Raw genomic sequence first — 25,483 nt, 5'->3', positions numbered from 1 at the left:
TTAGTAGTCAGTTAAGTGAGCAAACCTAAGGAGGAGCATGAATTATGACGATTACTTTAAATAAAGAAATGCTGCAAATGAAGAATATGATTCGTAATTTTGTTGAAAAGGAAGTAGAGCCTTATGCACAACAAATTGAAGAAGAAGATGCCATCCCGCAGCATTTAGTTGAAAAATCCAAAGAACTCGGTTTATTCGGGATAAGCATTCCTGAACAATACGGTGGAATTGGCTTAAATGCGGTAGAAAAGGCTACCGTTTTAGAGCAGTTAGGAAGAACACATAATGGTTTTGTTTCATTAATTAGTGCTCACACCGGGATTGGAAGCACAGGTCTAGTTAAGCTTGCATCCGAACATTTGAAAAATAAATATTTGCCTGAAATGGCAGCTGGTAACAAAATTGCCGCCTTTGCTCTATCTGAACCCGGAGCAGGATCGGATGCAACAAATTTGGCAACAAGCGCAGTGAAAAAGGGAGATTATTGGGTTATGAACGGAACGAAGCATTTCATCACTAATGGGCCGATTGCTGATGTCTATACGGTATTTGCCTTAACCGATAAAGAAAAGGGTGCAAAAGGCGGAATTACTGCATTTTTAATAGAAAGAGATTTTCCTGGCTTAACTGTCGGTAAAAAAGACAAGAAAATGGGATTAAGAGGATCGTATACATCCCAAGTTATTTTCGAAGATTGTATTATTCCTGAAGAAAACGTAATTGGTGAAGTTGGAATGGGGTATATGTCAGCACTTAAAATCTTAGGTGAAGGGCGTGTCGGTCTGGCGGCAAGAGCGGTTGGATCATGCGGTAAATTAATTGAATTATCTGCTAAATATGCGAAAGAGCGTATTCAATTCGGCAAACCAATTGCAGACAACCAGGCAATTCAATGGATGCTTGCAGACATGGCAACGGAAACAGAAGCGGCAAGAGCGTTAACGATGATGGCGGCGCAAAAGATTGATGAAGGGAAAAAGGTGATTAAGGAAGCATCAATGGCAAAACTATTTGCTTCTGACGTTTTTAATCGAGTAGCGGATAAGGCTGTTCAAATTCACGGGGGTATGGGGTATATGGCGGAATATCCAGTTGAGCGTTTTTATCGGGATGCCCGCATTACGAAGATTTATGAAGGAACAAATGAAATTCAACGTTTAATTATCGCTAGGAATATATTGGAAGGGTACTAAGCGTCTTCTGTCTCGGAAACCATGGACTTAAGCATTAAAGAGTAAGGAGTTAGGGGTTCTGCTAAAACGGTAAAAGTATATTACTGAAGCCAATGAGAAATACGGATGATGCGTAGTGGCAGATAAACCTGTACATATGCACATTAAAATTTCAAGGGGGAGAATGAAATGGGAGAAGATATTGTAATCGTGAGCGCTGTCCGAACACCAATTGGACGATACGGAGGTGCGTTTAAAGAAATTAGTTCGGGTCATTTGGCGAGTATTGCCATCAAAGAAGCGATCAAACGGGCAAATATAGAGGCTGAACAGGTCGATGAAGTTATCTTGGGAGAGGTTAGACAAACGACCGAATCGTCCAATGTCGCGAGAGTGGCAGCACTTCGTTCAGGAATCCCTGATTCTGCACCCGCTTTTACAGTGAATCGATTATGTGCATCAGGAATGCAGGCCATCACTTCAGCTGCACAGCAAATAAGGTCTGGTCAAGCTAATATAGTCGTTGCAGGCGGCACGGAAAATATGAGCCGTTCACCAATTTATTTAAGAAGTGCTCGTTTTGGTGGAGACCGGACTAAACTTGTAGATTCAAATACTGAAGCTGGACAGCAACCTCAAGAAATTTACGGAGAAAACTTAGGAATGGGGATCACAGCTGAAAATGTCGCAATACGATACAAGGTCTCTAGGGAAGAACAAGATGCTTTTTCGGTTGGAAGCCAACGAAGAGCGGCTAAAGCGATGGATGAAGGAAAGTTTAAGGATGAGATAGTTCCTGTCCAGGTTATTGATAGGAAGAGTACGATTACAATTGAAAAAGATGAATATCCTCGCCCTGACACCACTAGGGAAAAACTTGCAAACTTAAAGCCGGCATTCAAAGAAAATGGAACGGTTACCGCTGGAAATGCATGTGGTCGAAATGACGGAGCTTCGGCATTGGTATTAATGAAGGCGAGTGAGGCTACACGGTTAGAATTAAAACCAATTGCAAAGATTGTAGACTGGGCGACTGCGGGGGTTTCTCCTGAAGTGATGGGAATCGGTCCGGTGCCAGCCGTTGGGAAACTATTGGAACGCACCGGGAAAAAAGTAGAAGAAATTGGCCTTTTCGAATTAAATGAAGCGTTTGCCTCACAGGCATTGGCAGTGATTCGGGAGTTAGGCCTTGATGAAAACAAGGTCAATGTTAATGGAGGCGCTATAGCACTCGGACATCCAGTTGGATCAACGGGTGCCCGTATCGTGACAACATTAATACATGAAATGATTCGCAGGCAAGAAAGATATGGAATTGCTACCCTTTGTGTAGGCGGCGGCCAAGGAATGGCCATTTTGATCGAAACGATTTAAAGAATGTCCATTAAAGGAGTAGAAACTCATTATGTTTTTTCTCCTTTCGGTACATAAGTTAGAAGGATGTAATAGCAAGGGAACTAGAGAGGAGAAGTGACATTTTGCCTGTTAAAGTGGAGGATATTCGCAACCTATTCGAAAGTAGTTCATTCTTTTCACATATAGGGTTTGAAATCGTTCGATTTGAAGAAGGGAATGTTCTTTTAAAGCTTAATATCGAAGAACATTTACTCAATGTAAATGGAACACTGCACGGAGGTATTCATGCTACCATGCTGGATACTATTCTTGGAATGGTGACTCGTACTGTGACTAAATCTAAAGTTGTGACGACAAGCTTAACCGTCCATTATCTAGCCAGTATGTCATCAGGAGAATTATTTGCGGAAGCAAAAGTCCTTCAACAAGGGTACAAAATTGCCTTTACAGAGGGAGAAATTAAAGATTCCAAAGGCAATATTATTGCAAAAGGCACTGGGGTATTTAAACTAATTCGTGATAAATGAAAATGGGTTGTCCAATTGTCAACGAAATTCAGGTTAAAGTGATAGTCAAGAATCACTAATAAAGGTTTAATAAAGAAGAGCCAAAGAATGGATTGGTTCTTACATAATTTGCAGAGTTCTACTTTTATTTGTAGAAAAAGTAATAGGAGTGAGGGAATTGATTAGAACTTGGCATGAATTTTATCCGAAAGAGACTCCTTTAGAAATCGAGATCCCATTATTGTCATTATACGATTTATTAGAAAATTCGGCTCAACAATACCCAACTAATAAAGCAGTTATAGATGGTGAGAAGGAACTAACTTATTTGGAATTGAAGAATGCATCAGATCGTTTTGCTGCGGATTTATACAATAGAGGGTTTCAAAAGAACAATCGTATAGCACTCATGCTACCAAATTGTCTAGAATATATTATCGCCTATTATGCAATTCATCGTTTGGGTGGTGTGGTTGTTCAGGTAAATCCCTTGTATCAGCCAAATGAATTAGATTATATTTTACGGGATTCCGAAGCCACATGGTTTATTGGGCATGATAAACAAAAGAAAAAGTTAGAGCAAATCGGTTTGACTGACGAGTTTATGATTATTTCAGCTAATAATATGTTGGAAAACAGCCTTTATTCTTGGAGTGCGGCAGGAAATAAGGATCTTCCTGAAATGGATATTAATCCTAAAGAAGATCTAGCTGTTCTTCAATATTCTGGAGGAACAACAGGGAAGTCTAAAGGGGTCATGCTCACACATTTTAACTTAATCTCCAATGTCCATCAAGACTTTACATTTACGGCAAATGCCCTTCAACTCAAAAGACCTGGTGAGCGTATGCTTGGATTGACACCATTATTTCATGTTTTTGGTAATGGCCGTTTGAATAGTTCTGTTTATGCAGGATCGACTTATATCACTTTAGAAAAGTTTGAATTAAACAAGGTGGTAGATTTAATTCGGAAACACCGGCCAACCATTTTCCCAGGCGTTCCGACTATGTATATCGCTTTACTAAATCATCCAGATTTGACTGCTGACGATTTAAGTTGCTTTAAATACTGTAGCTGCGGTTCAGCTCCTCTCCCGATAGAAGTCATTAATCAATTTGAAGAAAAATTGGGTATTTCGATATCTGAAGGATTCGGTATGTCGGAAACTTCACCTACCACTCATCGGAATCCTGTGATAGGTCAAAGAAAGCCAGGAAGTATTGGAATCCCGTATCCTAATACCGATGCTAAAATTGTGGATATCGAAACAGGGATACATGAATTGCCAACTGGTCAGGTTGGTGAACTGATCATTAAAGGCCCGCAGGTGACGAAGGGTTATTGGAAAAATCTTGAGGAAACTGCAACGGCTTTGCGGGACGGTTGGTTATATACTGGAGACATCGCGAGGATGGATGAAGAAGGATATTTCTATATTGTAGGCAGAAAGAAGGATATGATAATTGCTAGCGGCTACAATATTTACCCAATTGAAGTGGAAGATATCATCTATCAGCACCCGAGCGTAGAGGAAGCATGTGTTTTTGGAGTACCAGATAAATATCGAGGGGAAACAGTCAAAGCGGCTATTGTTCTAAAGAAAGGGATGTGTGTAACGGAGCAGGAAATCATGGATTTCTGCTATAAACGTTTGGCCAGATATAAGGTGCCGCGTAGATTTGAGTTCAGGGAACAATTGCCGAAATCTACCGTAGGGAAAATATTGCGGCGAATATTATTGGAAGAAGAAATGGAGAAGCAAACTACAATAACTAAAGGTGAAAGGTAAGCGTACTTGTTATTAAAAAACTTTGGGTCTGTAATAAGTGATTCAGAGCTTACTATTCATATAAACATCAAGAAAGTACCCTAAATAAGGGGAATTTAAAAAAGGTTAACCTTTTTTAGGGTTTTCTATCGTTTTTCTACCAATCTATTTTCCTTTTAGAGAAATCGTAAACGAAGTCCCCTTAACTAATAATTCATGAGAAACACCATCTGCTATATCATCTGTAGTAAATGAAAAGGAAGTGAGCTCATCAATGTTTTCTTCTGAATCAATTAATAAACTAATTATGCCTTTTCTTGTTTCCCCTGGTTGGTAATCTGAGCGACTGACTTTTTTTGTCCCAATTAAAGTATCCCCGGAGTGGATGAAATTTTTAGACGGCACATTATATGTAAGTTCATTATTAAATGTAACATTTTCCATGCTGAAAAATTGGAGCTCTTTGGAGTCTTTATTTTTCACAGAATACGTTATTTCAAGATAAGAAACCTCTTCGCCTATATCCGTTTTAGACCACGCAACCTGTTGATCGATTTCCTCCATGCTTAAATTTTCTTTATAGTATATTGAATAAGCTTCTTCAAAACTTAATCCCGTATAGGACTTGAGCTCTTCTTTTGCCTCTTCTTCGAGGGAAGATAATTGAATCCTGCGGATATCCTTGATTGTGATGACCATAGGTGCTAATTCAAACGACTCATTTATTGACTTTGATTCTAGTAAAGTGAAAGTTCCCCAATTTTTTTGATGGACCTTATCGCCAACTTTATCGAGATGGGTCCCACCATATTCCTGCACCTCAGGAATATTGACTTCCTTAGCTTCTATATTTTTCCGTTTTTCCGATTTATTTTGGTTGTCAAAATAATAGAAGGTTAATACGCTTACTAAAATAAGTATAAATCCTGCAATTGTTGATATGACCCATCTTTTATGGATATCTCATCCCTCCTTGTCTTAAACCCTTGATGTAACAAACTATAATATATCATTTTTTCGCCAATGGTGGGATTAAGCACCTGAAAGTGACAGGTTAGTTTAATATGAGTTTATATTATGTGTTAAAATTTGGATAGTGAAAAAGTCACAGAATAATTAAGGAGGGTTGTCTATGTAAGGGTTGGATGTATTTTCCTTTTTAATCTGATGAATTGAGTTTAGCAGGAGACGCTACATCCTTCTACTTGTTTCTTATAATTTTAGGATTGAGCATAATCAATTCATTTATTTTTTTAAAAATAAAACAGTAACGCTAATGTGAGATAGATAATGAGAGAATTACATAGTAATAATAAAGAGTTTTTTTCTTAAAGTAACGGGTGCTTTACTTCAATAAGGGAGTTGCTTTGGTATCTTTTTTCCTATGGAAATAACGCACCCGTTTGATCAATAAGGTTAAAATAAAGTAAATTGAATTTGGGTAAAATAATCTCTTTCTACTTTGTACTTTTGTTTAGGTAAATCCCATGAGGTCTTTCACATGATGTGCATTTTCTTTAGACGTCAGCATTTCCAGCAATAGAAATGCCACATCAAAAGCGGTACCTGGATTTGAAGATGTAATAATATTGTCGTCAAGAACAATTCTCTCATTTTGTATGTTTGTGCAGAAATGCTTTAACTGCTCTTTTCTTTTGCTCGTTGGATGATCGTAGGTTGTAGCTTTTCTATCAATGAGAATGCCACTTTTACCAAGTGCTAACGATGCAACACAAATGCTAGCAATAGGTTTTTGTCCAGCGTGAAAATGCCGGATAACATTTAAAAATGACTCATTGAATGCGTCTTCATAAAAGCCGGCCTCTTCAAATCCACCAGGAATAGCCAGTGCATCGAAATCATCTAATTGAATGTCATCAACTGTTTTTTCGGGTACGACGGTGAAATTCCATGTGCAAGTTAACTTGTCCCTAAGACCGACTGTCACAACCTCAGTCGAACCGTCCCCTTCCCATTTATTCCAACCAAGCACATCTGTAAATACGCTAGCCTCCACAGCTTCAAAGCCATCAGCTAATAACAATAATATTTTTTTCATCCTATATCTCCTCCGATGTCTTTATTATATGAGCATACAGAGTTATATTACATAAGTTCAAAAAGGATATTCGTTTATTTTCATTTAAATAATAAAGAATTTAGTTTATTCTATTTAATAAAAAAAGGTGAGGGGAAATATGGATCAAGTAGATAAAAAAATAGTGAGGGAATTGCAATTAAATGCCAAAATTTCTATGAAGGAATTAGCAGAAGTCGTTCATTTATCTTCTCCGGCAGTTACAGAGCGTGTTCGAAAGCTAGAAGAGCAGCAAATTATTGAAGGTTATCATGCACATGTCGCATTGAAAAAAATGAATCGACCAATGTGTGCTATTATATTGTTCGAGTCGAAGGAATGTAAAGCATTAGCGAACTTTTGTCATAACCATCCGGATGTACTTGAGTGTTATCGAGTAGCAGGAGAAATTAGCTATATTATCAAAATAGCAACACATTCTGTCGAGAGTTTAGAACAATTTATCGATGCGTCAATGCAATATGGTACACCTTCAACAAACATTGTGTTATCTTCCCATAAAAAAAAGATAATTGATCTTTTTTAGCGGAAGAACAATAGTTTGAGCTATGTTGTCATGAGTAAAGAATATATTGAACAAAGCAATTATTTTTAATATGGACAGACGATTATTCAAACAAGTTTAATTAAAGAACAAGCATTGGAAGGGACAAATAAAAGGTCACTTATTCAAAATGTATCTATATTCTAATGGAGATTTCATGTGAAGGAACCATTAAGATAGTTTCTCATTATACCTAGGATTTTGAGGACTAATATTTGAAAGTAAGCCTATAAAGGGTGGTGGAATATTATTTGAAAAATCGAATGGTAATAATTATTTTCCGAACAAGTAAAGAATCCTAATACTTCGTAAGCGTAAATCTTCAACTAAAGAGGTATTGATTGGGCTACCCAATATAATAATCGCATCGGTTAGTTATTTTTTAATGCGATAAAAGGAAAAAAGAGTTATATGCGCTTCCTCCATTACAAGTTAGGCAGGTGGTTTCTGAATAAGGGGAATTGCCGTTAATTCTTGCATGGCACGTTCCGCCAAACTTTTAAACATATCTGCTTCTTCATTATATATCTGACATAGCGGCTATACCTCCCGCATTTTACTCAGATGGAGAGTATAACCTGTTTTTTGAAATTCGTATTGGTATGTTGGTAGATTATTCTTTCATTTTAGTTTCCTTTCTAAAACGTAGTTGTCTTTTATAAAAAAAGAAAACGCTTTCAATTGATGCTGATTTTTTGTATAGTTGAATTAGGAGGTGCTTTATGGAGGAAGAAAAAAGTTCTCTTTACGATAGACTACCTTTAGATTTATTGGCCGGATTCTTTTATGAAATAAATAAGAACATAGAAAAAGGAATCTTATCTAATGCTATGTATCATGAAATTAGATTGATTGAACAATCAGCCTTAAAAAGAGGTATCTCACTTGAATATTCACATGATAAGGCTTATTAATAAAGTATAAAATTTTAACTCCTAGCATGTATTATGCTAGGAGTTAATTTTATTTTTGAACATTAATGTATAGTACAGTCAGAGTGAAATCAGGAAAAGGCGGATTTGCCTTGATAATGCTTGTATCGAATCTTGCTTTTCGCATCTCAAAACAGAGACAGCGCATTTTTCTTCATATCAAACAGAAGAGGATCTCGTGAAAGCCATTGGGGAATACAGCTGGTTTTACCACCACGAACGTTTCTAGGGAAAATTACACGTTTTTGAACACATTTTCTAAAAGTGGATGTTCCAAAAGTATAACTTTTGGGGCATCTCTTTTTATTATAGTTAGGTTCTCTAAAGATTATCAAATAAGGGTTGTGTAGACTTTTACAAGTTTTTATTGACAATGATAATCATTCTCTTTATATTATTGATTATCATTCATAATTTCATACTACTTTTGGAAAGAAGGCATTTCTATGAAAACACGTAGAATCATCGCAAAAATTCATTTATGGCTTAGTATGCTAGCAGGGGTTTTTATAGTACTGATTGGCTTAACAGGAAGTTTGCTTGTCTTTGAACCTGAACTAAACAGCATGCTGCATCCTAATTTGTATAAGGTAACAGAAGGAAAAAAAGTTACGTACCAGCAAGCCTTGCAGGTTGTATCAGAATCACATCCAAAAGGTCAAATTGACCGTGTATACACTCCAAGTGAACCTAACGCTCGAGGAGTTTACCTATTCCGCCTTAAAGAAGGAGAAGAACAAAAAAACATATTTGTCGATCCAGGAACAGGATACATAAACGGAACATTAGGGGATAAAGCATTATTTAATCTAATAGCGGAGTTTCACGAACAGCTGCTGTTAAAAGATTTCAATGGTGAGAAAATCATCGGTACGATTGGAATTATTTTCCTTTTTATTACATTATCAGGATTATATTTATGGTGGCCGGGGATTAAAAAATGGGCGCGTGGGTTTATTTTAAGACGTAATGCTAACCCTTATGTACGGCAATATGATCTACATAAAGTCATTGGTGGAGTTTCCATTCCGTTTTTATTGGTAGTTTCGTTAACAGGAGCACTTTTTGTGTATGATGAAATGATTTTTGGTTGGTTTGGTGCAAAAGCAAAGGTCATGCCTCCAGAAGAGCAGCTTATCTCAAAAGACCTTCCCACTGGAAAGCTTCCACTTGATGAATTGATAAGTAGGGCTGAAAAAGCAGTACCTCAGGGAACACTTATGCAAGTTAGAATGCCTGATAAGGTGGAAAGAGGAACTCCAGAAGGCGCAGTGGAATTTCGTCTCAGCGGTTCATTCGATCCAGGGAATGGAAATGTAAAAGTATGGTTAGATCAGTATAGCGGGAAAGTAGTGGGCAAGCTAGATCCACGTGTTAATAGTGGGCTTATGTATCAAACATGGCACCTACCATTACATACCGGTAGTTTTGGTGGCTTATTTACTAAAATTTTGTATGCTATCGGTGGTCTTACTCCATCTATACTGATGTTCACTGGTGTCTATATGTGGTGGTATAAGAAAAAGAACAAGAACAAACGGAAACAGAAAATTGACTCGAGAGCCGTAGCATAAACTCACGGCGATTTGAAAGCCCTTGTTATCTTATCGCTTATATCCCTGTCAAGTAAATTGTAAGAAAAATTATTTACTCAAAACGGGAGAGTTCAAAGATGTCGCTTAATTAAAAAAAGATTGATGGATGATAGGTTTGTGAACAGTTTGATTGGATTCTTTTCAATTTTAGATCATGCCTTTTATAGTAAAGTCGTTTGTAAAGGTACATTTTTACAGGAAAAGCCCTTATTTGAAGAAAAAAGGGCTTTTTCGTATTTTGTTCGTTTAAGAGTGTTTATGTAAACTAGCTTTCTATTTTTGCTTTTTTTAGAACTAAAAGGTTAGGTTAAGAAAAAAGTGATCCTTAGAAGATGTCGTAATTGACTCAAGGAGTATGTAAAACAGCTAAAAAAGAGGATATTTCCCGGCATTAAACATCAAAGGGTGCTATTCATTTGTAATTTGGAGTTAGCTAATTAAGTTAGATCTACTTTATCAGTGATATCGTTGGTTGCTTAAGCATCTGCTTGCTGTTGAAATTGATCATGTAGAATAGCTTTTGTTTCAGCACGAAAGTTTTTTTCTTTTGATATGAGGATCGAGGTGTGTTCGAATTCTAGTTTTAATTCTTAACACTATCTTTAGTTGTTATCGCTGGAAGACTATTGTCCAATGCTTATACTTGGGCAATGCACTTTGAAAATCGTTCAGTTTTAGCCAACTAATAAACCAATATGGTACTTTATTACAGATAAGAGGGATGGCTAACGTCAGAAAACTGACTCTCAAAGTTTCTAGGAAGTAGTTTTTACACCAGCCTTTTTATGACCTTCTTCTAAAGTCGTACACGTCCTCAAAAAAGCTAACTCTTTTAGCTTTCCTTGTCTTGTTCAAGTCCGCTCCTCACTTATTAACTCCATAAGATCCGGTCCTAAAAATTGTCGCTCCCGAACATCTAACTCTTTTTGTTCTCCTTTTTGAACACTCAATTGAATTTATTGTATTTTCAATATTTACAGTTAATATTTGAAATGGTAGTATAGCAATATCTATTAAGAGTTATCGAATTATAGGGTTTTTTTAGATAAATCATTTTTTTATAATAATGAAAGTTTATCTAACTAAAATATTATTATTATAGTAAGAATATTTTGTATATATTTTTCTTTAGGGGATGATGATGATGAGTATCAAAAATCTTTCAAATTCATTAAAGCCAGCTGAAATAGTAGAGCAAACATCTGGAATATTTGAAGAAGCTGTGAGATTAAGAAGAATGATCCATGAAAATCCTGAGCTTGGATTTGAAGAGCATAAAACGGCTGAAATTATTGCGAATTATTTAAAAGAGCTTGGAATTGAAGTGACAACGGGAGTAGCTAAGACAGGTGTTGTTGGTATTCTTCGTGGAGAGAAAGAGGGTCCTGTGCTTGCTTTACGAGCGGATATTGATGCTTTACCTATTCAGGAGAAAACAGATGTAAGCTACATATCTAAAAATCCTGGGGTTATGCATGCTTGCGGACATGATATGCATACTGCAATGTTACTATCTGCCGCTAATATTTTATCTCAAAATAAGCATAATATTTCGGGTACGATAAAATTCATTTTTCAACCTGCTGAAGAGATGAAGGGCGGTGGAATAATGATGGTTGAGGAAGGTGTATTAAATAACCCTCCCGTTGACCATGCTTTTGCTTTTCATGTTTGGCCTGAGTTAGAAACTGGAATATACGGTTTTAGAAATGGTGCGATTATGGCAAGTATGGATTCTTTTGATGTTATTTTAAAAGGTAAACAAGGTCACGGGGCAGCACCTCATCAAGGAGTAGATGCTATTGTGGGCGCTGCTCATGTTGTAACAGCTCTACAAACAATTGTTAGCAGAGAAACAGATCCAGTAGATTCTGTTGTTATTACAATCGGAACAATCGAAGCGGGAGATGGCTATAATATCATTCCTGAAAAAGCTAGTTTTAAAGGAACTGTACGAACACTTAATGCGAACACTCGTAAGGAAGTTGCTGAAAGTATTCAACGAATTATCGAGGGAGTAGCTTCCGCTCTAAAATTAGAAGTTGAAATAAACTATAACTTTACAGTGGGGTATCCTGTTACAATGAATGATCCAAAATTTAATGAACATACTGCTTCTATTGCTACTGAATTATTTGGAGAAAACTCAGTGCAGTGGTTGAGTAAACCAAGTATGGCAAGTGAAGATTTTGCTTTCTATCTAGAAAAAGTTCCGGGTACATTTGTATTCTTAGGAGTAGGAGAGAATCCAGAGGATCCTATGAAGCTACATAGTGACGTATTTTTACCAGATGAAAAAGCGATGATCCAAGGGATTTCTCTTATCGTTGGACTAGCATTAAATACTACTGAAAAAATTCAATAAGTTAAAAAATAATAAGCAATAATAGTGTTGCTTTTCCCTTTTAGAATCAGCACTATTTGTAGAAAAGGAGTGTAAAAAAAGTGCAAGAAAATTCTCTGCGTAATTGGAAAATTCATTTATTTGTTTTGATATTAGTCTGTGTTACAGAATTTATCGGCGTAAAAACGTTTAACATCGGGATTGGAGCTATTGCATTATTTCCAATGTTGTATGCATTAATTATCGGAGCGGTTATTAGTTTACCTTCTTTAAAAATTTTAAAAATGAAAGAAATGAATGTAGCCGCCAATATTTTAGGAATTTCATTCATGCTTTTTGTAGCCAAATTGGGAATGTTAATGGGGCCATCATTGCCGAAGATATTTGATGCGGGGATTTCTTTAGGATTACAAGAAGTGGGGCACTTTGCAGGGACAATCCTATTAGGTTTACCAATTGCTTTACTTCTTGGAATGAAAAGAGAAGCAGTCGGTGCTACTTTTTCAATTGATAGAGAACCTAACTTAGCTATTATTGCTGAAAAATATGGCTCTGATTCACCAGAAGGACGGGGAGCACTTGGAGTATATGTTTGTGGTACTTTGTTTGGGGCTTTATATCTGTCAGTGTTAGCAAGTTTTTTGGCTCAAACTGGTTGGTTTCACCCAATTTCACTAGCCATGGGTGCCGGTGTAGGTTCAGGTAGTATGATGGTCGCCATGTCTGGAGCATTAGCCGTTATATTCCCAGAATCCGCAAAGGATATCGCAGTTTTTGCTGGTGTCGCTAACTTAATTACAACAATTTTAGGAACGTATATTTGTGTATTCTTTTCTCTTCCTTTTACAAACTATTTATACAACAAATTTGAACCTATTTTAGGGCGAAAGTCAAAAAAAGATCAAATGAAAAATATTGGAGCATAGGACATAAAGGGGAGATTTTATATGAAAGATAAAATATTGACTTTTATTATTATTGGAATAATAGCCATTATGGGAAATTGGGTTGGATATAATGTTTCACCTATTGACGCATTACCAGGTATGATGATCATTGTTGCTGTTACGATATTAGGGTTCTTTTTCGCAAAAATCATCCCTATTAAACTACCAATTGTTGTTTGGGTTTCAATGATAGCATTATTGATTACAACGCCGATTTTTCCAGGAAACGCATCAATCATAAAAGTAACGGAACAAGTTAATTTTATGGCCTTGGCAACACCTATTTTGGCGTATGCCGGCCTATCTTTCGGGAAAGATTTGAAAGAGTTTAAAAAATTAGGATGGCGTATAGTTGTTATTTCACTAGTTGTATATACAGGAACATTTTTACTGTCAACTCTTGTTGCAGAAATTGGTTTTAGATTAACTGGTAAATATCATTAAGTATTCGTGATTGTGCTGATCCGTATTTGACTTAAAACCAAGGAAACGAAAAATCGAAAGAGTTTATGGCGACTTTTTAACGTATATTGAAGGTGTCTTCGCTGTATGAGATGTCAAAAGAGCAGCACAGTTTTACCTTAACTTTAATAAAATGCCCGATTCTAATGTGATGGAATCGGGTATTTTTTATGCAAAGAAAGTAATAATTTCTCCAACAAGAACTGATGTATTAGCTTCCTGCGCTTGGTATCTAATTCCCAATGGATATGATATATGAATAGCAGAATATCATTCGCAATATAATCTTTTAAACATCAATGTAGACAGAGGTTTGCGACTGTTAGTTATGTATTTTCCTAAGAATATTTCATATTCTTATAGAAAAAACCCTCTACAAAATAAAAGCAAAGAATCAACTGCAGAAATTAAAAAGGGGACTGGGAAAATGGAGAGTAAATCTTCGTTAAAAGAACATTTGTGTCAATTGGAGGAGACTTTGTTAAAACCTGAAATCCGTACATCTCCTGAAGAACTTTCAAAATTGTTGAAAGATGATTTTTTTGAGTTCGGAAGTTCAGGTAACGTATGGTATAAAAGGGATTGCTTTGGAGACGAGGGGATTGGCGTTGGAACAATGACATTAAGTAATTTTGAAATACATCAATTGTCTGAGGATACAGTGTTAACTACCTATCGAATTTATAATGAAATAAAAATGGAACATACATTACGAAGTTCAATCTGGAAATATAGAAATGGTAGATGGCAAATGTTTTTTCATCAAGGTACAAAAACAAAATCACCCCTTTAATCTTATTCAACTAAACGGCGCAATTGTTCAAAAAAGAGCTGTGAGGATCACTCTATTTCTAATGCAAAATAAACGGGCAGGAAAGCTGAATTAATGGAAACTTCCCCCTTTTTAATTCGTATAAAAAGTAATAAGAAATAAAGTTGTCCTTGGGAGGTCTGAGGGCGGATTACGGATTACGGATTATTGGTATCGCTCTTTTACTTGTGTCGTACTTAGTAGCTGTGAAAAAACAAACATGGTTTTTAGCTGGATTTAATGAAAAAATGATTAAAAACAAGTCTTTGTTAGGCACAATAATAGGTGGAGTTTTTTTTCTACCCTTAGGATTGTTAGTAGTCATCAATAGTTTTATTGACTATCCTTATGAAGTAAAGGTTCTTATAATTGCTATGTTGGTTTTATTAACAATTGTGTACGTATTTATCAATAGAAGATTACTTCATTAATTCAACTAATGGTGATTTACGTCCTTACCAGGAGCTGTTTGGCAGCTCCTTTTTTATGGAACTAAAGAGACAAGTTGGCATTAAAACAATATTTTGTGTTCTTGCAGTAAAAGAACGTTGATTAATGGTTTAATTAAGTAATGATTGAACCAGTTAAAGAATAGATAATAGTTTCATTGTTTTTTTTACGATTTGCTCTATTAAAACTTGAGAGGAGGGAAATTCAATGGAAAGAGAATTTCCTATAATTGAAACAAGAAGATTAATCTTACGAGAAGTAATAATAGAGGATGCTAAAGATATGTTTAAATATCTATCCGATAAAGATGTTGTGAAACCTATGGGGTTAGTACCTTGCCAAACAGTAGAGGACGTATGGGATGAAATTAGGTGGTACAAATCTATATACGAAGAAGGTACAGGAATTAGATGGGGAATTACACTAAAAAATTCTGGTAAGGTAATAGGAAGTTGTGGTTTTCTTAATATGCTTACCAAACATTATCGAGCTGAAGTTGGATATGAATTAAGCAAAGATTACTGGGGAAAAGGGATAGCTAGTGAAGCATTGGAAGCCGTTGTTAAGTATGGTTATCGCCACTTTCAGTTAGAAAGAATTGAGGCTCTAATTGAACCTGCTAATCTCCCATCACAAAAACTAGTAGAAAAGCAAGGCTTTAGAAGAGAGGGCTTGCTGAGACATTATGAATTTACATGTGGTAAATTCGATGATTTATATATGTACTCAATCATAAAAGAAGATCTCACTCTTATTTAAAATAGGCTATGTTAATGAGTCATGTTGTTTTTATTTTTAAACAAAGACCTTCGTAATTGAAGGTCTCCTAATATGTGTAACGTATTCAACTACTTCTTCTTATAGACCCAGATAAAATAATATACTGCAAGTGAAGTTAATCCAACATTCGTATATATGAAAAATATTCCACCATACCATATATTTTTTTCAGCAAGTGGGTCGAAAATATAATGTAAAAAATGATATATTGCCACATACAATATGCAAACATACCAGAATACTTGCTCTTTTCCTGAATTGAATTTTTTACCAAGTTGAAGAATAACAACCCAAAGCACGAGTATTAATGATATGCCAATTAAATTGAAAGGGTAAGTTACAAAATAAAAAATGTATGCACTATAATAAAACGCAATAATGGACAACAAAAGCATTAATAGTGATTTTCTGGATTCTTTTCGTGTAATAAAAATATATAGACCGACTAAAATACCAACACAAGAATAAATGTAGTGAAATAAATTTTCCATTTCAAAACCTCAAATTTAGCAACAAATTTTTATTTTTTTCGATAAATAACGACATTCTTATACTATTATAGGTTAAACTGCTCGGAAATAAAGAACTTTCAACAATCATTTTACTCACTGTTTCGTTATCTCTACGATGTTTAACAACATCTAAAAAATGAAACCAACTCAAATAATTGTCGAGGTATTTTGTAGCCACGCCATTTAATCGTTGCATCCAACCTTTTAATCGGCTGTGATAATTGTTTACATTTTGGATATGATAAAGTCCTTTAACTAGTTCTGTTCCGTCTTTGGTTTGAAATAAATCAATTGTAAAACTTCACCTAAGTTGGAAGCCTCCTTTTTTTCCTATATGTTTAATTATTATACAGAACTAATGTTCGTGAAGCGATTTTGTCCAATAAGGTAGACTCTCTAAAATGATTATTTGCACCCAATTGGTTGAACTTCTTGAACTATAGGGGCAGAATTAGTTTAAGAGGGTTAATGAGGACGCTTATGATAAAATTATTAATAAAATAATAATGCAAGGAGTTTTGTAAGTGCTTAAAAATAGAAAAATAATAGTAACAGGTGCGGCTTCTGGAATCGGAAAAGAAATTGTCAAGCAATGCTTATATGAAGGTGCTTCAGTAATAGCGTGTGATATTAATGAAGAATCTCTATTTGATTTAAAACGGTCAATGGATGACCGAAATGTTTTACATACATATCAGTTAGATGTAAGTAAATATGAAGAGGTCGCAAATTTTTTTGAATATGTTGAAACAGAACATTCCAACGTAAATGGTTTAGTTAATAATGCAGGAATTTATTTGGCAAAAAATATAGTGGACTATCAAGTTGATGAAATTGATAAAGTCCTAGATATAAATGTAAAGGGATTCATTTATTTCTCGCAAATGTTTGGGAAGAAATTGTTACAAACTCAACGCAAAGGAGTGGTCGTGAATATGTCGTCAGTTTCAGGCATAGAAGGCAGTTCAGATGCGGTTTATGGGTTATCAAAAGCTGGCATACTAGGATTAACTAAAAGTTGTGCAATGAATTTTTCACCATATATCCGAGTTAATGCTGTTGCTCCTACTATGGTTAACACTCCAATGATGGGATCTATACCTGATTGGAGAAAAGAGGAGTATTTAAAGCACGGACTCATCAATACACCTGTTATGCCTGAAGATGTTGCTGATACTGTTGTCTTCTTATTATCCGATAAATCCAAGCATTATACAGGTGCAACATTTGATATTAATAATGGAGGATATTTAAGGTAGCTTTAGCCCTTATTAAACATTCGAGCAAATTTTGTTAAACCTGCAGGAAGTTATAAGAAGAAGCGAAATTATTTAGCGGCCAATACCAGGGTATATTCGTAATTTATGGGATAACTATTAGACTAGTTAAGAACAGCAGGTGTACATAGACAAAAAATAAAGGATTGTATTTACTTAACTCCCAAATTCCTTGGTTCAATACTGTTCCCGAACAATAAAGTTGTTTAAAAAACAATGAAGTTATTTGAAAATTTCGTGTATTTAATCCGTGCACTTATCCTCAAATGACAATAAAGTTTTTCAAGGTTTGTTGTGACATTCTTGTAACATAGATTTACTACAATATGTTGTGAGGTGATCATATGAGGAATGAAAGTAAGATAAAAGTATCAAAGAAGATTTATAGAAGTGTGATGTTTTTGATTTGTATATTCGTTCTATTTGTTTCAGGGTGCAGTGCGTGGGAAGAGAAAGATGAAAAAGATGTAAAAGGAATTACAAAAATTGCTTTTTGGGATGAGCAGAGAAAAGGAACAAATTTTATGAATTCCACATCTTTACCGGGTAATTATGAAGCAGCTAAAGAATTTAACATTGAATACATTCGTTTAGCTCCGGATAAATGGGCGAAGGATAGAGACTTTTTATTTAATGATCAGGCTGATGCTAATCCTAATAAGGATTTTTTAATAGGGAATGCCGATCAATATGAAGGTATCGTTGAAGAGGATTTTACTAAGTTGAAAGCGGACTTGGATGCGGCTTACGAGCGTGGGTCAAAAGTTGTGCTGACGGCTGAGTCTACCGGGCAATCGATGGAGACAGTTTAACGATTATAAAAATGATGATCGCATCTGGCAGGATTTCAGTTACCATGAACAATCAGCTCAGTTTTGGAGGGACCTTGCGAGTAGGTTGAAAGATCATCCAGCTATTATTGGTTATAATCTTATCAATGAACCGCATCCTGAAACGGCTACAGGGTTTAATGATTTTTGGACAGAGGACTATCATGCATGGTACAGCAAAGTTGAAAACACAGCTGCGGATTTAAATAAGTTATATGAAACGATTGTGCAATCTATTCGAACAGTAGATTCTGAAACGCCAATCATATTAAATTCAGGTCTGTATTCGACTCCTTGGGCATTTCAATATTTGAAACCAATGAAAGACGATAAAGTGTTATATGCTTTCCATATGTACGAGCCTTACGAAATGACCAGAGTACCCTGGCAAAGTAAAAGTTGGTGAAGAACAGACAGAAAAAATGTTCAATAAAGAAGCACTGCAACAATTTTTAGAACCTATTGAAAAGTGGGCGGAAGAACATAATATACCGGCTAATCGGATCATTGCAGAAGAATTCGGCATTAATCGGATGGTAAAAGGATCGGATCAATATTTATCAGACTTAATTTCCATTTTTGATGAGTATGGCTGGCATTGGGCTTTCTATGCTTTCCGTGAAGATACGTGGGAAGGCATGGATTATGAATTAGGTGATCAGCCGCTTAAGTGGAAATACTGGGAGGCATTAGAGAATGGTAAAAGACCGAACCGAGAAGACATACAGGTAGTTAATCAGATTTGGAATACATTAAAGCAAGAACTTAAGAAGTAATAGGCATCATAATGAAATAGTAGGTGAAACCTATAAAATGGTTTTCACCTTTTTGTTTTGAATGAAATAAAGTGGATTTGTGAGGAGAAAGGAGATAAGCGGCTTGAACATTTTAATTGCCGATGATGAGAAGCAAATGACATTCATCTTAAAGACATATTTTGAGAAAGAGGGATTTACTGTTTTTGCCGCCAATGATGGAGAAGAAGCGCTCGACCTTTTTTTCTCCGAGAAAGTCGATCTTGCGGTGTTGGATTGGATGATGCCGAAGATAAGCGGCATAGAGGTTTGTCAAGAAATCAAGAAAACAAGTTTGGCAAAGGTTGTTATGCTAACAGCGAGGTCTTCCAACGATGATGAATTCAGTGCTTTGGATATTGGAGCGGATGAATATCTCAGAAAACCATTCGATCCCCGTATTTTGATTCTTAGAGTCAAGAAAATATTACGCATGGAGAAGTTGATCGAAATAAGGAATTTAAAGATAGATTTACAAAGGCAGAAAGTCTTTAGAGAGGGGGAAGAATTGACTCTTTATAAAAAAGAGTTTGATTTACTGCGATACTTATACGAAAACAAAGGACAGGTTTTGTCTAGGGAAGTTTTGTTACCGTCAGTCTGGGGCATGGATTATGTCGGCGAAGAAAGGACGGTTGATACTCACATCAATAGGTTGCGTGACAAAATTGGAGCGGAGCATATTATCACCCACAGAGGAACAGGATATAGTTTTTATGATAAAAATGAATAAAATAAGCAAGAAACTATTAATGATGGTAAGCATCATTATGTTGTTAGTCTTCGGTATATCTTATTTATTGAATAATTATTTCTCGTCTGATTATTACTTGTATAAAATGAAACAAAGGCTCACCTCCATTTATTTTGAAGTGCAGAACTTGAGTATAGAAGAATTAGTAGAAGCAGAACAAAGCATTGAGAACAATAATAACGTTACAATTGTTATGGTTGAGAATCATGGTAGCACGGAAGAGATCAATGATAATGTTCAATTTGCTTTGTTTAAGGATAAAATCGTACTGAATAAATTTTGGATTACAGATGAGACTTTACAAAAAGTAGCTAAAGGGCAAACGGTCAAACTGTTATTCAATCAAGGGAAACTGAAGTCCAGCTTATTAACAGTATTATATGAGCAGGAGAATCAGTTGATCTTGCTAGGAACAGTGGTTGTGCATAATACGGATGCTTTACAAATTGTAAATCAATTGAATTTATATTCCATTCTACTAGGCATTATCATTAGTTTATTGTTGGTCGCATATTTCTCTCAAAAAATTATTACACCATTAGAGAAATTAAAGAGTGTAGCGAAGGACATTTCCAATCTGAATTTTAAACAAGTCGAGATTAAATCAGGTGATGAAATTGAGGAATTGTCTTATAGCATTAATGAGATGAGTAATCGCTTGAAAAATGCCCATTCTGAGCTAGTAAAGAAAAACCAAAGCTTGAACACGTTGATATCTAGTATATCGCACGAAGTAAAAACACCGTTATCATTAATACAAGCCTATACGATTGGGATAAAAGATGGGTTAGATGATGGAACATATACGGATGTCATTCTGGAACAAGTAACATATACCTCTGAAATGGTCGATTATTTAATAAAACTGTCTAAAGTGCAAGCGATGAAAGTGAACAAATCAAAGTTTGATTTAAGAGAGCTTCTTCAAAAAGTTATAGCCCAATATAAAATTACTTTGCAGAACAATCATTTACATGTAAGGAGCAATCTTGATTCAATTGAGAATTTTAGTATTGAAGAAGATATGAGTCAAATGGAGATAGTATTTCATAATTTGATTAGCAACGCTATCAAGTACGGCGAAGAAGACTATTTCGAAATATTACTAACGAATGATAGAGATAACGAACTAAAATGTACAATCAAAAATAAGACAACCCGTGTACAGCAAGAGCATTTAACTCAAATTTGGGATTCTTTCTATGTGATAGAAGAATCGAGAAACAAAACATTCTCAGGAACTGGACTAGGCCTATCTATTGTGGCTACTATTTTAGATGAAAACGAATTGTCGTATGAAGTGAAGCTAGAGGATTCGTATATTAGTTTTAGTATATGGTTTCATTTGAATTTAGCTTGAAAGCATCACCTTTTTAGGGATGCTTTTTTTGTTTGTTATATTGCTGTGACATAAGGCAGTTATGATAATGAATGAAAGAAGAGTGCAAGCATTAAATAACAAATATATAAATGATGTTAAATGGGAAGGAGAGACAAGATGGAAAACGGAAAAGTAGCATTTGTGGCAAGTATCTTACTGGTGGCGTTGATTTACTTCGCGTCTGTTAAAGAGATTGCTATTCCAAGAGAGAAAATAAAAGAAATTCAAATGATTGTCGATGAAACAATCCATGGGAAAGTACAAGTAGATTGGCGAAACGTAGCCGCGGTCGTACATACTGAATATGGTCTTAATTCTGTATCTAAAAATGAAATAAAAAGCATTACAGCTCGTTTTATAGGAAAAAGGGAGAATAACTATATATTAAAGGATATGCAACAAGTGACCAAGGAAATGAAATACAATCAAAAGCAAAAAAAGCGTGTTAGCTCGTTCCTGAAGCAATTATCTAGTGAAGGGGACATAGCAGCGAAAAACAAAAACAATAGTATGCAACGATATTTTATCGAGAGTATTGAAGAGGCAGCGATCTCTAATTATAAAGCGTACAAAATCCTGCCTTCTATTACAATCGCACAAGCTATACTGGAATCGAATTGGGGAAGGTCACAATTATCAACGAAGTATCATAATCTTTTTGGAATCAAAAGCTATAATTGGAACGAGAAAACAGCGAATTTAAGTACGAATGAGTTTTATAATCAGACCATTAAAGATGATTTCAGGGTGTATGAGGATGTATATGAATCCATAGAAGATCATGGTTTATTCTTATCTGAAAATCCTCGTTACAGAAAGCATGGATTGTTTTCTTCCAACACATATATGGAGCAGGCTCTGGCTTTACAAGAAGCTGGGTACAGTACGATAGAAAATGAAGAAGGTGAGAGAATATATAGTAAGCAATTAATAGAATTAATTCAGCAGTATCAGTTACAGTTGATCGATAGTAATGTTCAGCTTAAATATGCATGATTTCTTCTTTACGTAGAAATGGGTGAGTTGGATATTATCCCCTATAGGTAGATAGTGTAAAAAGACCATAAAAAAAGATGTAGGTTTTCAGTTACCTATAGAATTATGTAGTTTATGTTAATATCTTCTAGACATATTTTGCAATTCCTTGTTTAATTTTAAATGACTTTATTGTAAATGAAACATTTTTATTGTCACTATACATAAGGGAGTTGCTTTGACAGCTCTTTTTCTTATGGTGCTAAACCAGCTAATAGTTTGTCAACATTTTTCAATGAACACTTAAAATATTTCATGCTATTTAGTTATACTTTTAAACTATGCTAGATCTTGGAAAGTCGCTTATTTAAAGGGCTTTCCTTCTTTACGTTTCTTATCATAGAACTCTCGTAATCCCTTGTTCCGAGGGATGATTTCATCTTTCGTTCTCTTCTTGCGACAATCACGAATGGTACAACGAACTGCCATAAAATGAAAATACACTATTTTGTTGTTTTAGTTTTATCCTCAGTTTTATTGTTAGGGTGTACTTCGAAGCAAAAGAATTACAATGTTACGAAAGCAGAAGTACATAAAGGCCCAAAGGAAAAAAGTAATAAATCAAATTCTAGTTCTAAATTAAATTACCTAACAACAATTCAAAACAAACACCATCATTCACTGTAAATGAAAAATAAAAGATGTAATAATGCTATATGAAATAAGGGGTGAAAATCGGAAATTTGATTTTTTCGAAAAGCCTTTGTAGGAATGGCTTTTTTGGACAATGGATGAACAGCTTCCGCTAGGCGAGTAAAAGTAAAAGCAGTTCAAGATGAAAGTGGTAAGAGTATAACAGCAAAAGGAGTGATAGTAAAAGAAGAGACACCTATAAAAGAATTATCTAAAGATTATACCCAAAAGCCAGTTACTATTAATAAAATAGTGAAAATATGTTGACGAATGATATGTATCCGCTTACAATGATACTTAGTTATTAGTATATTTAGAAAATTAAAAAGAATTCTCAGCATGACAATGGTATTCGACAAAAGAATCGGGTGTCATGCATCATGTACGGATTAGCGGGAGAAGTCTTATTAACAAGCGATCTAAAAAGAATGAATTGGCATTATGGAAAAGGAAAAGTCGGTTCAATGGAGTAGAAAAAATAGTAGTGACCATTGAGACGTCAGCAATAAGACTGGGATTAGTCAATCCCGATATTTATCGTGATATGCATGTTCTGTATCATGCGATTATCGAAGCACTGCATGGAGTGACACGCGGCCAAGTCGAGCTTGGTGGTCTTTTGAGGACGGCGGGACTTCGGTTTGCTATCGTTCGAGGCAGGCCGTTTAAAAACGGGGACGAAGGAATGGATTGCTGTCGCCGTGTATGGAACGATTGGAGCACAAGTTCGGGGATTTGAACATGAACCGGTTAGCTTGGGAATTAACCACATTTAAATAATTAAAAGCCTATAGTTATTTAGTGAAATAGGGGGCTGTATTGATGACTGGATAAGTCTGTCAATATAGCCTCCTTTTTGTTTGTTTTAAAAAAGGAATAAGGGGTGTAGGAAATGATTATGTTAACGGGCCAATCTTTAACAATTGAAGAGGCGAAAAAAGTATTGTATGGTAATGCGTTTGTCACGGCTTCAGCCGATAGTGTTAAGAAAGTGGAAAAAAGTAGGGAAGCTGTTGAAAATATCGTGAAACAAAAGAAAGTAGTCTATGGTATTACAACCGGTTTTGGAAAATTCAGCGATGTGTTGATTGATGCAGGGGACGTAGAGCAGCTGCAGTGGAATTTGATTCATTCCCATGCATGCGGAGTAGGAGAACCGTTTCCTGAATTGGTATCAAGAGCTATGGTTCTTCTCCGCGCCAACGCGCTATTAAAAGGGTTTTCCGGCGTTCGTCCTGTTGTCATTGAGCGTTTGCTTGAGCTTTTGAATGCGCATATCCATCCGGTCATCCCTCAGCAAGGCTCTCTAGGGGCGAGTGGGGACTTGGCGCCTCTTTCTCATTTGGCACTTGTATTGATGGGAGAGGGCGAAGTGTTCTATAAAGGGGAGCGAATGGAGGCCATCATAGCTTTATCGAAAGAAGGCATTCTTCCGCTGACACTTAAAGCAAAAGAAGGTCTTGCTTTGATTAACGGAACGCAGGCCATGACGGGAATGGGACTCGTCAATTACATTGAAGCTGAACAGCTGGCCCATCAAACTGAGGCGATTGCTTCAATGACGTTAGAAGGGTTACGCGGCATTGAAGACGCCTTTGATCCGGATGTTCATCTAGCTCGCGGTTACCGCCAGCAATCAGAGGTCGCGGAACGGATCCGCCGCATGATCAATGGTAGCCAGCTCATCACCAAGCAAGGGGAACTACGGGTACAGGATGCGTATTCTCTCCGCTGCATCCCGCAAGTGCATGGGGCATCATGGCAAACTCTCGATTATGTAAAAGAAAAATTGGAAATCGAAATGAATGCTGCAACGGATAATCCGCTTATTTTTGATGATGGTGAAAAGGTTATTTCAGGAGGCAACTTCCATGGACAGCCGATTGCATTTGCGATGGACTATATGAAAATCGCTGTGGCCGAGCTTGCGAATATTTCAGAGCGCCGTATTGAGCGACTCGTCAATCCTCAGCTGAATGATTTACCACCATTCTTAAGTCCGGAACCTGGCTTGCAGTCGGGAGCGATGATCATGCAATATTGTGCCGCTTCACTCGTCTCTGAAAATAAAACACTCGCACATCCTGCAAGTGTGGATTCCATACCATCTTCAGCGAACCAAGAAGATCATGTTAGCATGGGAACGATTGGATCCCGACACGCCCATCAAATCATTCAAAATGTTCGTCGCGTTTTGGCGATTGAACTCATTTGTGCCTTGCAGGCGGTGGAATACCGTGGAACAGAAAAGATGGCTCCATTTACAAAAGAGTTGTATACGGAAGCAAGAAAGCTTATTCCAAGCATTACACATGATCGTATCTTTTCAAAAGATATTGAAGCAGCGGCAAGCTGGTTACATCAAATCGATTGGAATTCATTTATTCATAGGAGCTTACCCACCAAATAATAGTATGTGAGGGAGTAACCGAATTTTAAAAATGCATGCGAAGCTTTTTCTATAAAGGTTAGGCTAATAAGATCAAAAAGTAGTCCTTC

The 25,483-nt window shown here is 36.0% G+C and carries 20 protein-coding genes and 4 pseudogenes; 20 read left to right on the top strand and 4 right to left on the bottom strand.

Translation table 11 applies throughout. The features are described from left to right. The first annotated feature begins 44 nt into the window (after nucleotides 1-44). The 4 genes from JFU50_RS27355 (at nucleotide 45) to JFU50_RS27340 (ending at nucleotide 4,826) form a co-directional block, all read left to right on the top strand. Complete coding sequence (locus JFU50_RS27355; protein ID WP_201224924.1) at nucleotides 45-1,193, top strand: acyl-CoA dehydrogenase family protein; 1,149 nt, start codon at nucleotides 45-47, stop codon at nucleotides 1,191-1,193. A 168-nt stretch (nucleotides 1,194-1,361) separates the two neighbouring features. Next, nucleotides 1,362-2,546, top strand: coding sequence for a thiolase family protein (locus tag JFU50_RS27350; protein WP_201224923.1), 1,185 nt, complete (start codon nucleotides 1,362-1,364; stop codon nucleotides 2,544-2,546). A gap of 104 nt (nucleotides 2,547-2,650) precedes the next feature. After that, nucleotides 2,651-3,055, top strand: a complete 405-nt coding sequence (locus tag JFU50_RS27345) for a PaaI family thioesterase (RefSeq protein ID WP_098174792.1) — start codon at nucleotides 2,651-2,653, stop codon at nucleotides 3,053-3,055. 148 nt (nucleotides 3,056-3,203) lie between these two features. Continuing rightward, nucleotides 3,204-4,826, top strand: a complete 1,623-nt coding sequence (locus JFU50_RS27340; protein ID WP_201181144.1) for a long-chain-fatty-acid--CoA ligase — start codon at nucleotides 3,204-3,206, stop codon at nucleotides 4,824-4,826. A 144-nt stretch (nucleotides 4,827-4,970) separates the two neighbouring features. On the opposite strand, the gene JFU50_RS27335 is transcribed toward JFU50_RS27340, so the two are convergent. Beyond that, nucleotides 4,971-5,624, bottom strand: a complete 654-nt coding sequence (locus JFU50_RS27335) for a hypothetical protein (RefSeq protein WP_201181142.1) — start codon at nucleotides 5,622-5,624, stop codon at nucleotides 4,971-4,973. Between the two features lie 655 nt (nucleotides 5,625-6,279). Beyond that, complete coding sequence (locus JFU50_RS27330; RefSeq protein ID WP_201181141.1) at nucleotides 6,280-6,864, bottom strand: DJ-1/PfpI family protein; 585 nt, start codon at nucleotides 6,862-6,864, stop codon at nucleotides 6,280-6,282. A 139-nt stretch (nucleotides 6,865-7,003) separates the two neighbouring features. On the opposite strand from JFU50_RS27330, the gene JFU50_RS27325 reads away from it, so the two are divergent. The 9 genes from JFU50_RS27325 to JFU50_RS27285 all read left to right on the top strand — a co-directional run bounded on the left by JFU50_RS27325 (nucleotide 7,004) and on the right by JFU50_RS27285 (nucleotide 15,747). Then, entirely contained in the window at nucleotides 7,004-7,429 is a 426-nt protein-coding gene (locus JFU50_RS27325) for an Lrp/AsnC family transcriptional regulator (protein ID WP_201224922.1), read from the top strand. 740 nt (nucleotides 7,430-8,169) lie between these two features. Further along, nucleotides 8,170-8,361, top strand: coding sequence for a hypothetical protein (locus tag JFU50_RS27320; protein WP_056523459.1), 192 nt, complete (start codon nucleotides 8,170-8,172; stop codon nucleotides 8,359-8,361). Between the two features lie 464 nt (nucleotides 8,362-8,825). Then, on the top strand, nucleotides 8,826-9,953 hold the full coding sequence (locus tag JFU50_RS27315; RefSeq protein WP_201224921.1) for a PepSY-associated TM helix domain-containing protein: 1,128 nt from the start codon (nucleotides 8,826-8,828) through the stop codon (nucleotides 9,951-9,953). A gap of 1,165 nt (nucleotides 9,954-11,118) precedes the next feature. After that, nucleotides 11,119-12,339, top strand: coding sequence for a M20 metallopeptidase family protein (locus JFU50_RS27310; protein ID WP_201224920.1), 1,221 nt, complete (start codon nucleotides 11,119-11,121; stop codon nucleotides 12,337-12,339). 80 nt (nucleotides 12,340-12,419) lie between these two features. Further along, nucleotides 12,420-13,244: a DUF3100 domain-containing protein gene (locus tag JFU50_RS27305; protein ID WP_201224919.1), complete on the top strand. Its 825-nt coding sequence runs from the start codon at nucleotides 12,420-12,422 to the stop codon at nucleotides 13,242-13,244. Between the two features lie 21 nt (nucleotides 13,245-13,265). Then, complete coding sequence (locus JFU50_RS27300) at nucleotides 13,266-13,709, top strand: hypothetical protein (protein ID WP_201224918.1); 444 nt, start codon at nucleotides 13,266-13,268, stop codon at nucleotides 13,707-13,709. A 445-nt stretch (nucleotides 13,710-14,154) separates the two neighbouring features. Continuing rightward, a complete protein-coding gene (locus JFU50_RS27295; protein ID WP_201224917.1) occupies nucleotides 14,155-14,520 on the top strand; it encodes a nuclear transport factor 2 family protein in 366 nt (121 codons plus the stop codon). 143 nt (nucleotides 14,521-14,663) lie between these two features. Continuing rightward, on the top strand, nucleotides 14,664-14,969 hold the full coding sequence (locus JFU50_RS27290; RefSeq protein WP_242485288.1) for a DUF3784 domain-containing protein: 306 nt from the start codon (nucleotides 14,664-14,666) through the stop codon (nucleotides 14,967-14,969). Nucleotides 14,970-15,195: 226 nt separating this feature from the next. Continuing rightward, nucleotides 15,196-15,747 carry a GNAT family N-acetyltransferase gene (locus JFU50_RS27285; RefSeq protein WP_201181130.1) on the top strand — a complete coding sequence of 184 codons (552 nt, stop codon included), beginning with the start codon at nucleotides 15,196-15,198 and terminating at the stop codon, nucleotides 15,745-15,747. A 513-nt stretch (nucleotides 15,748-16,260) separates the two neighbouring features. Here the strand turns inward: JFU50_RS27285 and JFU50_RS27280 are convergent. Next, nucleotides 16,261-16,551: pseudogene (locus tag JFU50_RS27280) on the bottom strand (hypothetical protein); the annotation flags it as partial. A gap of 253 nt (nucleotides 16,552-16,804) precedes the next feature. On the opposite strand from JFU50_RS27280, the gene JFU50_RS27275 reads away from it, so the two are divergent. The 5 genes and pseudogenes from JFU50_RS27275 (at nucleotide 16,805) to JFU50_RS27255 (ending at nucleotide 22,312) form a co-directional block, all read left to right on the top strand. Continuing rightward, entirely contained in the window at nucleotides 16,805-17,539 is a 735-nt protein-coding gene (locus tag JFU50_RS27275) for an SDR family oxidoreductase (protein ID WP_201224916.1), read from the top strand. A gap of 362 nt (nucleotides 17,540-17,901) precedes the next feature. Continuing rightward, a pseudogene (locus tag JFU50_RS27270) lies at nucleotides 17,902-19,163 on the top strand (glycoside hydrolase family 5 protein). A 103-nt stretch (nucleotides 19,164-19,266) separates the two neighbouring features. Continuing rightward, nucleotides 19,267-19,914 (top strand): response regulator transcription factor, encoded by a 648-nt coding sequence (locus JFU50_RS27265; protein ID WP_201181125.1) that lies wholly within the window; start codon nucleotides 19,267-19,269, stop codon nucleotides 19,912-19,914. Next, complete coding sequence (locus JFU50_RS27260; RefSeq protein ID WP_201224915.1) at nucleotides 19,898-21,295, top strand: sensor histidine kinase; 1,398 nt, start codon at nucleotides 19,898-19,900, stop codon at nucleotides 21,293-21,295. The genes JFU50_RS27265 and JFU50_RS27260 overlap by 17 nt, the downstream gene beginning before the upstream one ends. A 138-nt stretch (nucleotides 21,296-21,433) precedes the next feature. Then, nucleotides 21,434-22,312: a glucosaminidase domain-containing protein gene (locus JFU50_RS27255; RefSeq protein ID WP_201224914.1), complete on the top strand. Its 879-nt coding sequence runs from the start codon at nucleotides 21,434-21,436 to the stop codon at nucleotides 22,310-22,312. Between the two features lie 345 nt (nucleotides 22,313-22,657). On the opposite strand, the pseudogene JFU50_RS32070 reads toward JFU50_RS27255, so the two are convergent. Next, nucleotides 22,658-22,783, bottom strand: a pseudogene (locus JFU50_RS32070) (IS110 family transposase); the annotation flags it as partial. Nucleotides 22,784-23,364: 581 nt separating this feature from the next. Here JFU50_RS32070 and JFU50_RS27250 point away from each other — a divergent pair. Both JFU50_RS27250 and hutH read left to right on the top strand, forming a co-directional pair. Next, nucleotides 23,365-23,760, top strand: a pseudogene (locus tag JFU50_RS27250) (HutP family protein). 116 nt (nucleotides 23,761-23,876) lie between these two features. Then, nucleotides 23,877-25,394, top strand: coding sequence for a histidine ammonia-lyase (hutH, locus tag JFU50_RS27245; RefSeq protein WP_053345559.1), 1,518 nt, complete (start codon nucleotides 23,877-23,879; stop codon nucleotides 25,392-25,394). Nucleotides 25,395-25,483: the final 89 nt, after the last annotated feature.

The sequence above is a fragment of the Peribacillus sp. TH14 genome (assembly GCF_016651145.1).
In the GTDB taxonomy this organism is placed as follows: domain Bacteria; phylum Bacillota; class Bacilli; order Bacillales; family DSM-1321; genus Peribacillus; species Peribacillus butanolivorans.
The sequence above is the reverse complement of the archived record's forward strand: the minus strand, read 5'-3'. Positions and strand labels throughout refer to the sequence as shown.

Excerpts from the sequence above, each read along its gene's own strand:
- JFU50_RS27355 (WP_201224924.1), top strand. The coding sequence starts at position 45 with ATGACGATTACTTTAAATAAAGAAATGCTGCAAATGAAGAATATGATT.
- JFU50_RS27350 (WP_201224923.1), top strand. The coding sequence starts at position 1,362 with ATGGGAGAAGATATTGTAATCGTGAGCGCTGTCCGAACACCAATTGGA.
- JFU50_RS27330 (WP_201181141.1), bottom strand. The coding sequence starts at position 6,864 with ATGAAAAAAATATTATTGTTATTAGCTGATGGCTTTGAAGCTGTGGAG.
- JFU50_RS27325 (WP_201224922.1), top strand. The coding sequence starts at position 7,004 with ATGGATCAAGTAGATAAAAAAATAGTGAGGGAATTGCAATTAAATGCC.
- JFU50_RS27320 (WP_056523459.1), top strand. The coding sequence starts at position 8,170 with ATGGAGGAAGAAAAAAGTTCTCTTTACGATAGACTACCTTTAGATTTA.
- JFU50_RS27315 (WP_201224921.1), top strand. The coding sequence starts at position 8,826 with ATGAAAACACGTAGAATCATCGCAAAAATTCATTTATGGCTTAGTATG.
- JFU50_RS27310 (WP_201224920.1), top strand. The coding sequence starts at position 11,119 with ATGAGTATCAAAAATCTTTCAAATTCATTAAAGCCAGCTGAAATAGTA.
- JFU50_RS27300 (WP_201224918.1), top strand. The coding sequence starts at position 13,266 with ATGAAAGATAAAATATTGACTTTTATTATTATTGGAATAATAGCCATT.
- JFU50_RS27295 (WP_201224917.1), top strand. The coding sequence starts at position 14,155 with ATGGAGAGTAAATCTTCGTTAAAAGAACATTTGTGTCAATTGGAGGAG.
- JFU50_RS27285 (WP_201181130.1), top strand. The coding sequence starts at position 15,196 with ATGGAAAGAGAATTTCCTATAATTGAAACAAGAAGATTAATCTTACGA.
- JFU50_RS27260 (WP_201224915.1), top strand. The coding sequence starts at position 19,898 with ATGATAAAAATGAATAAAATAAGCAAGAAACTATTAATGATGGTAAGC.
- JFU50_RS27255 (WP_201224914.1), top strand. The coding sequence starts at position 21,434 with ATGGAAAACGGAAAAGTAGCATTTGTGGCAAGTATCTTACTGGTGGCG.
- hutH (WP_053345559.1), top strand. The coding sequence starts at position 23,877 with ATGATTATGTTAACGGGCCAATCTTTAACAATTGAAGAGGCGAAAAAA.